Source organism: Spiractinospora alimapuensis, from assembly GCF_018437505.1.
Taxonomy (GTDB): Bacteria; Actinomycetota; Actinomycetes; order Streptosporangiales; family Streptosporangiaceae; genus Spiractinospora; species Spiractinospora alimapuensis.
In genome coordinates this window covers 2,495,092-2,508,473 of record NZ_CP072467.1, presented here as the reverse complement: position 1 = coordinate 2,508,473, position 13,382 = coordinate 2,495,092, and the positions used below count along the sequence as shown (strand labels likewise).

Genomic DNA, 13,382 nt, shown 5'->3' with positions numbered 1-13,382 from the left:
TTGAGATGGCGGAGCTGACAATCCGGCCGGAGGAAATCCGGGACGCGTTGCAGCGTTTCGTCCAGTCGTACGAGCCTGACGCCGCGCGCGCGGAGGAAATCGGAACCGTCACCTACTCCGGTGATGGCATCGCGCGTGTCGGTGGCCTTCCCTCGGCGATGGCGAACGAGCTGCTGGAATTCGAAGACGGGACGCTGGGACTGGCGCTCAACCTTGAGGTTGGCGAGATCGGTGCCGTCGTCCTCGGTGACTTTGTCAGCATCGAGGAGGGACAGTCGGTGCGCCGCACCGGCGAGGTTCTCTCGGTGCCGGTTGGCGACGGCTTCCTCGGCCGCGTCGTGGACGCCATGGGGCGTCCGATCGACGGCAAGGGCGAGATCGAGGCGTCGGCGCGCCGTGCGCTGGAACTGCAGGCCCCCACCGTGATGGAGCGCCAGCCGGTCGGCGAGCCCCTGCAGACCGGAACCAAGGCGATCGACGCGATCACGCCGATCGGCCGTGGTCAGCGTCAGTTGGTGATCGGCGACCGCCAGACCGGGAAGACCGCGGTCTGCGTGGACACCATCATCAACCAGAAGGCCGGTTGGGACTCCGGAGACCCCGACAAGGAGGTGCACTGCGTGTACGTCGCGGTCGGCCAGAAGGGCTCGACCATCGCGGGTGTGCGCGGAGCGCTGGAAGAGGCCGGCGCGATGGAGTACACCACCATCGTGGCCGCTCCCGCCTCCGACCCCGCGGGCTTCAAGTACATCGCCCCCTACGCCGGTTCGGCGATCGGGCAGCACTGGATGTACGAGGGCAAGCACGTCCTCATCGTCTTCGACGACCTCACCAAGCAGGCCGAGGCCTACCGTGCGGTGTCGCTGCTGCTGCGTCGTCCTCCGGGCCGTGAGGCCTACCCGGGTGACGTCTTCTACCTCCACTCCCGGCTGCTGGAGCGTTGCGCCAAGCTGTCCGACGAGATGGGCGCCGGTTCGATGACGGGTCTGCCGATCATCGAGACCAAGGCCAACGACGTCTCCGCCTACATCCCGACCAACGTCATCTCCATCACCGACGGTCAGGTGTTCCTGGAGTCCGACCTGTTCAACCAGGGCCAGCGGCCCGCCATGAACGTCGGTATCTCGGTGTCCCGTGTCGGTGGCGCCGCGCAGACCAAGGCCATGAAGAGTGTCAGTGGTGGCCTGCGGACCGGGCTCGCCCAGTACCGCGAGCTGGAGGCCTTCGCCGCCTTCGGCTCCGACCTCGACGCCGCGTCCAAGGCGCAGCTCGAGCGCGGTGGCCGCCTGATGGAGATCCTCAAGCAGGGCCAGTACTCGCCCTTCCCGGTCGAGAACCAGGTCGTGTCCATCTGGGCCGGAACCACGGGTCAGCTCGACGACGTCCCGGTGGAGGACGTGCGCCGGTTCGAGCGGGACCTCCTCGAGCACCTCGCGCTGGAGCACGGAAAGATCCTGGACGACATCCGGGAGACCGGCAAGTTCAGCTCCGAGACCGAGGACGCCCTGAAGTCCGTGGTCGACGAGTTCAAGCGGACCTTCGAGACCAGCTCCGGCACCCTGCTCGGTACCGAGGAGGAGGCCGAGGCGCTGGAGGCCGAGGACGTGGGCCAGGAAAAGATCAAGATCAGCAAGCGCGGCGGGAAGTAGCCCATGGGAGCACAGCTTCGCGTCTATCGCCGGCGGATTCGCTCGACCAAGTCGATGGCGAAGATCACGCGGGCCATGGAGCTGATCGCCGCGACGCGGGTGACGCGCGCGCAGCAGCAGATGCAGGCTGCCGGTCCCTATGCCCGTGAGCTGATGCGCGCCGTCTCGGCGGTGGCGACACACACCTCCGAGCATCCGCTGCTGAACGAGGCCGAGCAGCCAGTGCGTGCGGCCGTTCTCGTGGTGACCAGCGACAAGGGGCTCGCCGGCGCCTACACCGCCAACGCCATCAAGGAAGCCGAGTCCCTCACCGCCTTGTTGGAGGAGGAGGGCAAGGAGGTCCGCACCTACATGGTGGGCCGCAAGGGCGTGGACTACTTCGAGTTCCGCGATCGTCCCTTGGTCCGCAAGTGGGTGGGGGTCACCGAACGCCCGACCTACGCCGACGCGATGGAGATCAGTTCCGCGCTCCAGGAGGCGTTCCTGCTCGACGCGCAGGACAACGCATCCGGGGTGGACGAGATCCACATCGTCTCCACCGAGTTCGTGTCCATGCTGACGCAGCGGGCCTCGGCCCGTCGGGCACTGCCGTTGGAGGTCGAGGAGGTCGAGGAAGAGGAACTGACCGAACACCAGGGTGGGGTGCTGCCGCTCTACGAGTTCGAGCCACCCAGCGCCGAGGGCGTGTTGGAGCAGGTCCTGCCGCGTTACGTAACGAACCGGATCTACTTCGCACTCCTGGAGTCCGCGGCGTCACAGTGGGCCTCGCGTCGCGCCGCCATGAAGGCGGCGACGGACAACGCGGAGGAACTCATCAACACCCTGACCCGCCAGGCCAACCAGGCCCGCCAGGCGGAGATCACCAGTGAGATCAGCGAGATCGTCGGTGGTGCCGATGCTCTTGCTGCTGCCAGCGCGGGAAGAGAGTAGGAAAGTGACTTCGACTGCTGACAAGGCGGCCGGGCCTGGCGTGACCACCGGCCGTATCGCCCGGGTGACCGGCCCGGTCGTCGACGTGGAGTTCCCCGTCGGCTCCCTGCCCGGCATCTACAACGCTCTGCACACCGAGGTGGAGCTGGACGGCGAGACCAAGACCCTGACCCTCGAGGTCGCCCAGCACCTGGGTGACAACCTCGTGCGGTGCATCGCCCTGCAGCCGCAGGACGGTCTGGTGCGTGGCCGTGAGGTCCGCGACACCGGAAGCCCGATCTCGGTGCCCGTGGGCGACGTCGTGAAGGGGCACGTGTTCAACGCCCTGGGCGAGTCCATGGACGTGCCGACCTCCGAGCTGAAGGTCCAGGAGCGGTGGCCGATCCACCGTGAGGCTCCGCCCTTCGACCAGCTCGAGTCCAAGACCGAGATGCTGGAGACCGGCATCAAGGTCATCGACCTGCTCACGCCGTACGTGCGTGGCGGGAAGATCGGACTCTTCGGTGGTGCGGGTGTCGGCAAGACCGTGCTCATCCAGGAGATGATCACCCGTATCGCGCGCGAGTTCAGCGGTGTGTCGGTGTTCGCCGGGGTGGGGGAGCGGACCCGTGAGGGTACCGACCTCTTCCTCGAGATGGACGAGATGGGCGTACTGCCCGACACCGCGCTCGTGTTCGGCCAGATGGACGAACCGCCAGGGACCCGTCTCCGGGTGGCGCTGTCCGGTCTGACGATGGCGGAGTACTTCCGTGACGTGCAGCAGCAGGACGTTCTGCTGTTCGTCGACAACATCTTCCGCTTCACCCAGGCCGGCCAGGAGGTGTCCACCCTGCTGGGCCGGATGCCCTCCGCGGTGGGCTACCAGCCCAACCTGGCTGACGAGATGGGCCAGTTGCAGGAGCGCATCACCTCGACGCGTGGCCACTCGATCACCTCCATGCAGGCGATCTACGTGCCGGCCGACGACTACACCGACCCGGCACCGGCCACCACCTTCGCCCACCTGGACGCGACCACGGAGCTTTCCCGGCCGATTTCGCAGAAGGGTATCTACCCGGCGGTGGACCCGCTCACCTCGACCTCGCGGATCCTGGACCCGCAGTTCGTGGGCGAGGAGCACTACCAGGTGGCGCAGCGCGTGAAGGAGATCCTGCAGCGCTACAACGACCTGCAGGACCAGATTGCGATTCTCGGTATCGACGAGCTGTCCGAAGAGGACAAGATCATCGTCAACCGGGCGCGTCGCATCGAGCGGTTCCTCTCGCAGAACATGTTCGTCGCCGAGAAGTTCACCCAGAACCCGGGCGTGTTCGTCCCGGTGTCGGAGACGGTGGCGTCGTTCAAGGCTCTGTCCGAGGGCGAGTACGACCACCTGCCGGAGCAAGCGTTCCTCGAGGTCGGAAACATCGAGGAAGCCGTCAAGAAGGCAGAGACCCTGCAAGGCTGATCGGGTGCCGCGGGACCGTCGGTCCCGCGGCATTAGCGACGGGAGTTGATGACAAGTGGCCGCGTTGTCGGCGAAGAAGCTCCAGGTTGCGCTGGTGACGCCCGAGGGTGAGCTGTGGTCCGGCGAGGGCGAGATGGTGATCGCCAAGACGGTGGAAGGTGAGATCGGGATCCTGCCCGACCACGTTCCGGTGCTCGCCGCCCTGGCCCCGGACTGCGTCGTGCGTGTCCTGGGTGCCCGCGAAACCGGTGAACTCACGGCCGCGGTGCACGGTGGGTTCGTGTCCATGGAGGACAACCGCGTCTCCGTTCTGGCCGAGCTCGCGGAGCTCGGGGACCGGGTGGACGTCGAGAGCGCGCGCGCCCAGCTGGCGAAGAACAAGGACGCCGACGACGACGAGGGTCGGGACCGGGCCGCGCACGCTCGCGCCCGTCTCCGCGCGGCCGGCGCCGACGTCAGCGTCTGAGGCACGCGGCGTACCAGGAGCCACGGTGGAGGTGCACCTGTCCAGTACCGGGGAGTCACTCGTCATCGTCGTGGCCGTGATGGCGGCCACGCTCCTGGTGCTGTTCGGCCTGCGCCGCTACTCGTTGCGGCGCGGGACCGTGCCCTGTTCCGTACGCACGGTTCCTCTCTCCCACGCTGTGGAGACGGGTGAAGGGGCGAAACGCCCCCACGGACCGTGGCGCCGCGGTTGTGTGCGGTACGGCAGCGAGGAGCTTCGCTGGTTCCGCACCTTCTCACTTCGGCCCCTGCCGGCAGTTCGTCTGCCGCGCAGGGGTCTTGTCGTTTTGGGGCGCAGGGAGCCGGACGCGCAGGAGTTCCGGAACCGCCCCCAGATGGTCGTCGTCGAGGTGGGGAGAACCCACAACCACGACGAGGACTCCGGCGTGCCCACCCACGAGTTGGCCATGAGCGAGGCCGCTCTGACCGGGTTCCTGTCGTGGGTGGAGGCCGTTCCGCCCGGCCCCCGCTACCTTTCCTGACCCCTCGGCGCGCTGAACGAGGGCGTGCCAACGCGGGCCGTGAACCGTAGGCTGGCCCACATGATCGTCGCGTTCTCTGTGACCCCGATGGGGGTCGGCGAATCCGTTGCCGAGCCAGTCGCCGAAGCCGTGCGGGTGGTCCGCGAGAGTGGGCTCCCCAACCGGACCGATGCCATGTTCACCAGCGTCGAAGGGGAGTGGGACGAGGTCATGGACGTCGTGCGCCGAGCGGTCGAGGCCGCCGGCCAGGGCGCCTCACGGGTCAGCCTCACCCTGAAGGCCGACATCCGCGAGGGCATGGTCGACGGCCTGTCCCACAAGGTGGACGCCGTAGAGGAGCACCTCCGCGGCTCCTGACGGGCCGCCCTGGGGGCGGCGCTGGTGTTCACCGTCGTGTCGCCCCCGACGGACGGTTGGCCTCGACGAATCAGCGTGCGTGGGGTGCGTGGCGGTGCCCCAGCCGCCCCATCGTGCGGGTCAGTTGTACCCCACAGTGCGGATATCCGGGAGGGGCGTGGTCTGAGGGCCATGCTCACAAGGTGGCGGCCCTTGGGGAGTACCCCTGAAGCCACACGGCGTGCTTCGCGGCTGTCCTCCCCCCGGGCGGCGTTCCGTCGCAGCCTGGCCCGCCGGGCTACTGTGTGCGTGGTGCGCGGCAGTGCCGCGCACCACTGCGGTGTTGAGGCCGACGGTGGTGTTTGGCGGCCGAGGCGGCTCCAGGCGGGCGGTAGGTCCCGCCGGATCGGCGTGCGCGCGGTGCACCAGCGACACCGCGCGCACCGCGGGATAGACGGTCGGGGGGAGCGTGCTCCGCGGCGGTTTCCCCTGGGGGCGCCATTCGCCGCAGCCTGGCCCGCCGGCCTCTCCCGCGTGGGAGGCGTTGCCGCTCGCGGGTCAGCTCCGCTCGCCGCCCGGCTTCCACAGCACCTCGCCGCCGGGGTTCACCGTCCGGCACAGGATGAACAGAAGGTCGGACAGGCGGTTCAGGTACTTCGCCGGCAGTGGGCTGACGGTGTCGCCGTGTTCGGCGACGGCGGCCCAGGCGGATCGTTCGGCTCGTCGGACCACCGTGCGCGCGGTGTGGAGCAGCGCGGCGGCCGGGCTGCCGCCGGGCAGGACGAAGCTGCGGAGGGTGGGCAGGTCGGCGTTGTAGGTGTCGCACTCGGTCTCGAGCCGGGTGACGTAGTCCTCCTCCACCCGCAGCGGCGGGAACTCGGGGTTCTCCACCACGGGGGATGCGAGGTCGGCGCCGACGTCGAACAGTTCGTTCTGCACCCGCAGCAGCAGCCGCCGGACGTCCTCGGGCACGTCCCCCAGTGCCAGGGCGACTCCGATCGCGGCGTTGCCCTCCTCGACGTCGGCGTAGGCCACCAGCCGGGGATCGTTCTTGGAGGTCCCGCTCCCGTCGCCGAGACTGGTGCGGCCGCCGTCCCCGGTTCGGGTGTAGATGCGGGAGAGCACCACGGGCTTGTCGATGTCGCGCTTGGTCATGTCCCGACTCTACGGTTTCCCCTCGGCGCTGGCTCGCTGCCTCCGATACTCACCGTGGGGGCGGAGAGCTCTCCGGAGGTTATGGTGTGTTTCCCCACGGTGGCGGTGTCCGAGGGGGAGGTGGCGGAGCGGGAGCGGGGTGGGCGTGCGGGTGGGGGCCTGTCGCGGGACCCGGGGGCGGGGTGCCCGGCGGAGGACCGTATCCCGGTGGTGTCCCTCCGCTCGGGTGGCCGGGTGGCGGAGACCAGACCGCATGGTTGGGAGGCGGTGGGCCCTGGGGCGGGAATCCCGGCGGTGGAACGTGGGTCGGCCCGTTCCCACCGGGTAGCAGATCGGGCCGGGCCTGGAACACCGCTTCGACGACGTTGTAGGCCAGGACGACGAGCAGCAGGGTGAGGACGATCGTGAACCCGAACTCGGTACTGGTGTTCAGCATGTCCGCGGTGATACCGAAGCCGGCCCCGGACGCCTCGGACTCGATGGCTTCGTCGAGGGCCCGGCGAATCCAGACCTGCTGGGCGATGGCGCTCGCCAGGGCGACGAGTGTGGCCGTGGCGCCGCCGAGCCAGCGGGCGAACGGCGTGGGGAGCGCGAGTCCCAGCCCGATGCCCGCTACGAGGCCGAGAAGGGACAGGATCGCGAGGGGTTGGAACCCGGCCCGCAGGTCGTCCAGGTCCGACGACGAGGCCTCACCCCCGAAGCCGCTCACCGAGGGGGCTCCGTTGAAGGCGAGGTCGAAACCGGTGTAGGTGACACTCCCCCCACCGAAACTTGACTCACACGACACGGTGAGGAAGGGCAGGAAGAAGCACACCGCGACCAGAAGCAAGCCGCCGGGGCTGATCACACGGCGTTTGCTCGAGGTGTCACGCATGGAGGTCACTCCGGGGGATCGAGGACGACTCATCCGGACCCTAACAGTGGTGGGGACTCTCGAGACAGGGCCGGTCGCGCTCCGTCGCGATCCGTCGCGATCCGTTCGGCCCTCGGAGCTCCGGACGTCAGGAAGGAGCGCGCCGCTCGGGCGGTTCGACGTGGTACTTGAGATGGGTGACGTTCGAGGCGACGACGCCCCGGATCTGACGCAACCGCAGGTCGCCGACGTTGACCAGCAGACGTTCTCCGTCGCCCAGGATGAGCGGCGTGATGTGCAGGAAGAACTCGTCCACGGCTCCGAGGGCCAGGGCTTGCTGGATGACGTTGGCGCCGCCGCTGATCAGGACGTCGCGTTCGCCCGCGGTGTCCCGTGCGGCCTGGATCGCGGCGTCGACCCCGTCGGTCACGAAGTGGAAGGTGGTCCCGCCCTCCATCTCCGCCGACGGGCGGGCGTGGTGTGTGACGACGTATACGGGGGTGTGGAAGGGCGGGTTCTCGCCCCACCAGCCGCGCCAGGAGGTGTCCTTCCAGGGACCGGGGCCACCCCCGAACATGTTGCGTCCCATGACGACGGCGCCGATGTTGGCCTGGACCTCCTCCAACACAGGTGTGCTCGGGGTGGCCGTGCCGCCGGCGTAGCCCTCGTGTTGGCGGCGCCACGCCTCCAGCGGGGTCATCCAGTCGTGCAGCCGCTCCCCGCCCTCGCCCAGCGGTTCGCTCTGGCTCTGTCGTGGGCCGGCGATGTAGCCGTCCAGCGAGACCGCCACCTGAAATCGAGTGACTCCCATGTCTTCCCCCCGGCACGCTCCGGTGTCCTGGTTGGGTTGTTCCCGACCTGGCCGGCGGTACCCCGGACCAGCGAGAAGAGGGTCGGCCACTCACTCCTCGCTGTCGATGATGGACACCAGACGCAGGTGGTCGCGCATGGCGGTGGCGGCCGCGTCGGGGTCGCCGGCCCGGATGGCGGCGGCGACGTGCTCGTGTCCGGCGAGCGAGGCGTCGGGGCGTCCCGGCTGGGAGAGGGAGCCCAGCCGGGTTTCGGCGATAAGGGGCGCGATTTCGGTCATCATCCGGGAGAGGAGGCGGGACCTGGCCGCGGTGGCGATCGCGGCGTGGAACCTCTCGTCCCCACCGACGCCGCGCCGGCCCGTGTGGATCTCCTCGCGCATCTGGGTCAGCGCGTCGTCGATCTCGGCGAGGTCCGCCGGTTCGCGTCGCCGCGCGGCGAGTTCGGCGAGCTTCACCTCCAGGGCCTGCCGTGCCTCGATCACCTCCTCGTGTCGGTTCCCCCGGTCGCGCAGCATCGCCAGCACCTGTTCCTCGACCACCGTGCGTCGGATGATGGCGCCGTCGCCGTGCCGGACCTCGATGACGCCGTGCACCTCCATGGCGACGAGCGCCTGGCTGAGCGTGGCACGACTCACTCCAAGTGCGGTGGCGAGCTCACGTTCGGGCGGAAGCCGGTCGCCGGGGCCGAGTCCGGCGTCACCGATGTACTCACACAAGCGCTGCACGAGCTGCTCGTACAGCCGGGGACGAGAGACCGGGCGGGGATTGACGGAGCGCTGGGACATGCCTGCCTTTCCGTTAGGGGGCTCGGCGGGTTATTTTGGCTAGGCCACTGAGCCAATCGTGGCGAGTGTCAGGCACACAGTATTGCCCCACCGTCTGGGGCGGTCACGGTCCACGGACCGGGGGGAGAGTATGGCGAGTCGCATCAGCGCACGACAGTTGCTGGAACGCACCCTCGACGCGGGTTCCTTCGTCTCATGGGACTCGACGCCACTGGACGTCAATCCCTCGCCGGAGTACGCGGCGGAACTGGCCGCCGCGCGGGAACGCAGCGGCGCCGACGAGGCCGTGATCACCGGCGAAGGGCTGATCCGGGGCCGCCGCGTGGCGGTCGTGGCCTGCGAGTTCTCGTTCCTCGCCGGATCGATCGGGGTCGCGGCCGCACAACGGCTCGTCGAGGCCGTGGAGCGTGCGACCGCCGAGGGTCTGGCGCTCCTAGCCGCGCCCGCGTCCGGGGGAACACGCATGCAGGAGGGCACGGTCGCCTTCCTGTCCATGGTCAAGATCTCCGCGGCGATCGCGGCGCACAAGGCGGCCCAGTTGCCCTACCTCGTGTACCTCCGCAATCCCACGACCGGCGGCGTGCTGGCCTCCTGGGGGTCCCAGGGGCATGTCACCGTCGCCGAACCGGGCGCCCTGATCGGGTTCCTGGGCCCGCGGGTGTACGAGGCCCTCTACGAGCGGGAGTTCCCCGAGGGGGTCCAGACCGCGGAGAACCTCTACCGGCGCGGGCTGATCGACGCCGTGCTGGAGCCCGAGGACGTGCCCGAGCTCGCCGACCGCGCCCTCAACGTGCTCATGGCCTCCACGGACGGCCTGGAACCCGGCCCGGAGCGGCGCCAGGAGCCTGTCACCGACGTCCCCGCGTGGGACTCGATCCTCCGGTCACGACGTGAGGACCGGCCGGGTGTGCGCCAGTTGCTGCGGCACGCCGCTCGTGACGTGATTCCCCTGAACGGGACGGGCGACGGCGAACGCGACCCGGGGCTGCTGTTCGCCCTGGCCAAGTTCGGGGAAGCGCCGTGCGTGCTGCTCGGCCAGGACCGGGCACGCCAGACCCCGGAGCGACCCCTGGGACCGGCGGCGCTGCGGGAGGCCCGCCGTGGCATGCGCATGGCCCAGGAACTCGGCATCCCACTGGTCACCGTGATCGACACCCCGGGCGCGGCGCTCTCCAAGGAAGCGGAGGAGCGCGGCATGGCGGCCTCGATCGCCCGCTGTCTCGCCGAACTGGTGATGCTGCCGGCGCCGACCGTCTCGGTCCTGCTGGGGCAGGGAACCGGCGGCGGGGCGCTCGCGCTCATCCCCGCGGACCGGGTGCTGGCCGCCCAGCACGCCTGGCTGTCCCCCCTCCCGCCGGAGGGGGCCAGCGCGATCGTCTACCGGACCGTGGACCGGGGGCCCGAACTCGCGGAGAAACAGGGAGTGCGTTCTCTCGACCTGTTGCGGTCCGGGATTGTTGACCGAATCGTGCCCGAGCACGACGACGCGGCCGAAGAGGTCATATCATTCTGCGAGCGGGTGGGCGAGCACCTGCGCCACGAATTGGTGGACCTACTTCGAACCGACCCCACCGATCGGCGGGATCAACGCCTCTTGCGCTACCGGAGGCTGGGCGTGGAACCTGACGCTCGGCCTGACACACCGGTAGTACCGAACGAATGAGGAGCTGATCCGTGGACGTCCCGTTCCTGGTCTGGGCAGTGACCATCGCGGTCATGCTGTTGATCATCGCGGTGGACTTCGTGCTGGTGATCCGCAAGCCGCACGAACCCGGACTCGGTGAGTCAGCGGCCTGGGTGGGCGTCTACGTCAGCTTCGCGATCATCTTCGGCATCGTGCTGGGCGTCGTGACCGACGTCCAGCAGAGCGTCGCGTTCTTCACCGGATGGATCGTCGAGTACTCACTGAGCATCGACAACCTCTTCGTTTTCCTGCTGATCATCGGCTCCTTCGCGGTGCCACGGGAACACCGCCAGCGGGTGCTGCTGGTGGGTATCGTCATGGCGCTCGCGTTCCGCGCCGTGTTCATCGCGGTGGGTGCGGCGGCGGTGGAGGCGTTCATCGGCGTCTTCTACCTGTTCGGCGCGATCCTGCTCTTCACCGCGATCAAGCTGCTCGTCTCCAGCGCGCACTCCGCCGACCACGGCGAGTACCGCGAGAACGTGCTGCTGCGGTCGATCCGCAAGGTGGTCCCCACGACGCGGGAGTACCACGACGCCAAGCTCGTGACACGCATCGACGGCCGGCTGCACATCACGCCGCTGCTGCTCGTCATGCTCGCGGTGGGCCTGGCGGACATCGTCTTCGCGTTGGACTCCATCCCGGCGATCTTCGGGATCACGCGCGAGCCCTACCTGGTGTTCACCGCGAACGCCTTCGCCCTGATGGGGCTGCGCCAGTTGTTCTTCCTCGTCGGCGGGCTGTTGACCCGCCTGGTGTACCTGAACAAGGGCCTCGCGCTCATCCTCGGCTACATCGGGATCACCCTCATGCTGCACGCGGTCGCGCACACCACCGACCTCAACGTGTGGGAACCCACCGAGTTCTTCTCCCTCGGTGTCATCGGGGTCATCCTCGTCGTCACCACGGTAGCCAGCCTGCTGCGATCCCGCGCGGAGTCCAACAGCCACGTGCGGGCGACCACCTCGGACATGACCTCGGGAGCCGACGGCGCGGACGGCGCGGCCGGTTCCGTGGCGTCGGACGGTTCGGACGCGAAACAGGGCTGACGCGACGCGGCCCCCTCCAGCGCATGGCGCTGGAGGGGGCCGCGTCGTTGTCGGGGCACTGGGCGAGCGAGACGCACCGTCCGCCCGGTGTCGATCCCGCAACGGTGGTGGCGGGTGTCAGCGCAGCCAGGCGTCTCCGTGCCGCTCCCACTGGATCTCCCCGGGCTGCCACATGCTGCGGATGCGCCCGTTCACCGGGAGGGTGCTGTCGGCGTAGGTCTCCACCGCGTGCACCACACCGCCGGACAGTTCGTCCAGGCTGTCGACGTTCACGTTCTCGTAGGTGTCATCGGGCGTGTGGTAGTAGAAGTCGTAGGGCTCACCCGCGACACCGCCGTACCACTCGACCTGCTCCTCGGTCTTGTATCCGTCGGCGCCGGAGAACAGGCCCCCGACCGGGATCCCGTGGTCGAGGAACGCCTTGTAGTCGGACCGTCCGTCGATCGCGGTCGGCTCCGTCACCAGTTCGGCGTCGTCGAAGTACTCCTCGAACATGTTCTGGATCGCGACCGAACCCGGGGCCGGGTCCACGTCCGACCCTCCGAGCTCGTTGCGTCCGTCGAAGACGAACCGCCCGTAGTTGGAGGAGCCCAGCATGTCGAAGTTGAGGTAGAGCGCGATGTCGTCCCGCTCCTCCTCGCTCAGCCCCAACACGTACTGCTCGGAGCCGTGCAGGCCCAGCTCCTCGGCGTCCCACCACGCGAAGCGGACGGCGTTGTTCGGCTCGTCGAGCCGGGCGAGCTGAAGCGCGATCTCCAGGATCGTCGCGCTGCCACTGCCGTTGTCGTTGATGCCCGGGCCGTTCTCCACGCTGTCGAGGTGGGCGCCCAGGGTCACGACGTTGTCCTTGGCGCCGCCCTCGGTCTCGGCGACGACGTTGTACCCGGTCTCCGTGACGATCTCGGTGTCGACCACCATGTTCAGGGTGAGTTCCCCGCTGGCCGCGTTGTCGACCAGCTCCTGACCCACGTCCTGGGCGGCACCCAGCGAGGGGATGTCCGCGGGGTAGCTCAGCGTGCCGTCGATCGGCCCTTCGTCCACGTTGTTGAAGATGACGATGCCGGCCGCCCCGGCGTCGGCCGCGTTCTGCGTCTTGACGGCGAAGTCGCACTCCCCACGCTGGGCGATGGCGATCGCCCCCTCGGGGAAGTCCGCGAAGTGGTCCGCGGAACAGGCACTGTCGGCGGCGTCCGGCTCCACCGGGACGCCCTGGGCCGTGAGGTCGCCGGCCGCGGAGTACTGGAGCGTCAGGAAGTCGTCGCCGGCGACGAAGTCACGCGGGTCGGGCTCCACCCGGGACAGACCGGGGTCGCTGTGCTCGACGGGCACCTCGAACTCGAACGGGACGCGTTCGGGACTGTAGCCGGCCTGCTCCAGTTGGTCCATGACGTACATCATCGAGACCTCGTAGCCGTCGGTCCCGAAGGCGCGGTTCCCATCGTTGTAGTCCGCGATGGTCTGCAGCCGCTCCATGTGCGTCAGGATGTTCTCGGTCTTCACCAGGACCCCGAGATCGCCGGGGTCCGCCGCCGCGGCAGGCGCGAGGGACAGGGTGAGTCCGAACGTCGCGGTGACGGCTCCGACTGTGGTCAGAGCGCGCCGTTTACGCGACGGGGGGATGGATCCGCGGGATTGGGACATCGATCGTCCTCCAAGTGGGTCCCATGGGTCCGCCACGGATTGACGGACGCCAGCACAG

13 protein-coding genes are annotated in these 13,382 nt (G+C 68.9%); 8 read left to right on the top strand and 5 right to left on the bottom strand.

Features of this window, described 5'->3' with window-relative positions; translation table 11 throughout:
- Window positions 1–5 precede the first annotated feature (5 nt).
- The 6 genes from atpA to J4H86_RS11410 are packed head-to-tail and all read left to right on the top strand — an operon-like array spanning window position 6 to window position 5,369.
- Window positions 6–1,649, top strand: coding sequence for a F0F1 ATP synthase subunit alpha (atpA, locus tag J4H86_RS11435; RefSeq protein WP_236543482.1), 1,644 nt, complete (start codon window positions 6–8; stop codon window positions 1,647–1,649).
- A gap of 3 nt (window positions 1,650–1,652) precedes the next feature.
- Window positions 1,653–2,579, top strand: coding sequence for a F0F1 ATP synthase subunit gamma (locus J4H86_RS11430; RefSeq protein ID WP_236543481.1), 927 nt, complete (start codon window positions 1,653–1,655; stop codon window positions 2,577–2,579).
- Between the two features lie 4 nt (window positions 2,580–2,583).
- The gene (gene atpD / locus J4H86_RS11425; RefSeq protein WP_236543480.1) at window positions 2,584–4,026 is read left to right on the top strand and encodes a F0F1 ATP synthase subunit beta; all 1,443 of its coding nucleotides are present in this window, start codon (window positions 2,584–2,586) and stop codon (window positions 4,024–4,026) included.
- A 55-nt stretch (window positions 4,027–4,081) separates the two neighbouring features.
- Window positions 4,082–4,492 (top strand): F0F1 ATP synthase subunit epsilon, encoded by a 411-nt coding sequence (locus tag J4H86_RS11420; protein WP_236543479.1) that lies wholly within the window; start codon window positions 4,082–4,084, stop codon window positions 4,490–4,492.
- 25 nt (window positions 4,493–4,517) lie between these two features.
- Window positions 4,518–5,012: a DUF2550 domain-containing protein gene (locus tag J4H86_RS11415; protein ID WP_236543478.1), complete on the top strand. Its 495-nt coding sequence runs from the start codon at window positions 4,518–4,520 to the stop codon at window positions 5,010–5,012.
- Between the two features lie 60 nt (window positions 5,013–5,072).
- On the top strand, window positions 5,073–5,369 hold the full coding sequence (locus J4H86_RS11410) for an MTH1187 family thiamine-binding protein (RefSeq protein WP_236543477.1): 297 nt from the start codon (window positions 5,073–5,075) through the stop codon (window positions 5,367–5,369).
- Window positions 5,370–5,906: 537 nt separating this feature from the next.
- Here the strand turns inward: J4H86_RS11410 and J4H86_RS11405 are convergent.
- The 4 genes from J4H86_RS11405 to J4H86_RS11390 form a co-directional block, all read right to left on the bottom strand.
- The gene (locus J4H86_RS11405; RefSeq protein WP_236543476.1) at window positions 5,907–6,503 is read right to left on the bottom strand and encodes a cob(I)yrinic acid a,c-diamide adenosyltransferase; all 597 of its coding nucleotides are present in this window, start codon (window positions 6,501–6,503) and stop codon (window positions 5,907–5,909) included.
- Between the two features lie 79 nt (window positions 6,504–6,582).
- Entirely contained in the window at window positions 6,583–7,377 is a 795-nt protein-coding gene (locus tag J4H86_RS11400) for a hypothetical protein (RefSeq protein ID WP_236543475.1), read from the bottom strand.
- 127 nt (window positions 7,378–7,504) lie between these two features.
- Window positions 7,505–8,167 (bottom strand): dihydrofolate reductase family protein, encoded by a 663-nt coding sequence (locus tag J4H86_RS11395; protein WP_236543474.1) that lies wholly within the window; start codon window positions 8,165–8,167, stop codon window positions 7,505–7,507.
- 90 nt (window positions 8,168–8,257) lie between these two features.
- A complete protein-coding gene (locus J4H86_RS11390; RefSeq protein ID WP_236543473.1) occupies window positions 8,258–8,953 on the bottom strand; it encodes a FadR/GntR family transcriptional regulator in 696 nt (231 codons plus the stop codon).
- 130 nt (window positions 8,954–9,083) lie between these two features.
- On the opposite strand from J4H86_RS11390, the gene J4H86_RS11385 reads away from it, so the two are divergent.
- Both J4H86_RS11385 and J4H86_RS11380 read left to right on the top strand, forming a co-directional pair.
- A complete protein-coding gene (locus J4H86_RS11385; protein WP_236543472.1) occupies window positions 9,084–10,616 on the top strand; it encodes a carboxyl transferase domain-containing protein in 1,533 nt (510 codons plus the stop codon).
- An 11-nt stretch (window positions 10,617–10,627) separates the two neighbouring features.
- Window positions 10,628–11,683 (top strand): TerC/Alx family metal homeostasis membrane protein, encoded by a 1,056-nt coding sequence (locus J4H86_RS11380; protein WP_236543471.1) that lies wholly within the window; start codon window positions 10,628–10,630, stop codon window positions 11,681–11,683.
- A gap of 117 nt (window positions 11,684–11,800) precedes the next feature.
- Here the strand turns inward: J4H86_RS11380 and J4H86_RS11375 are convergent, their stop codons facing one another.
- Window positions 11,801–13,324, bottom strand: a complete 1,524-nt coding sequence (locus tag J4H86_RS11375) for a M28 family peptidase (RefSeq protein ID WP_236543470.1) — start codon at window positions 13,322–13,324, stop codon at window positions 11,801–11,803.
- Window positions 13,325–13,382 lie beyond the last annotated feature (58 nt).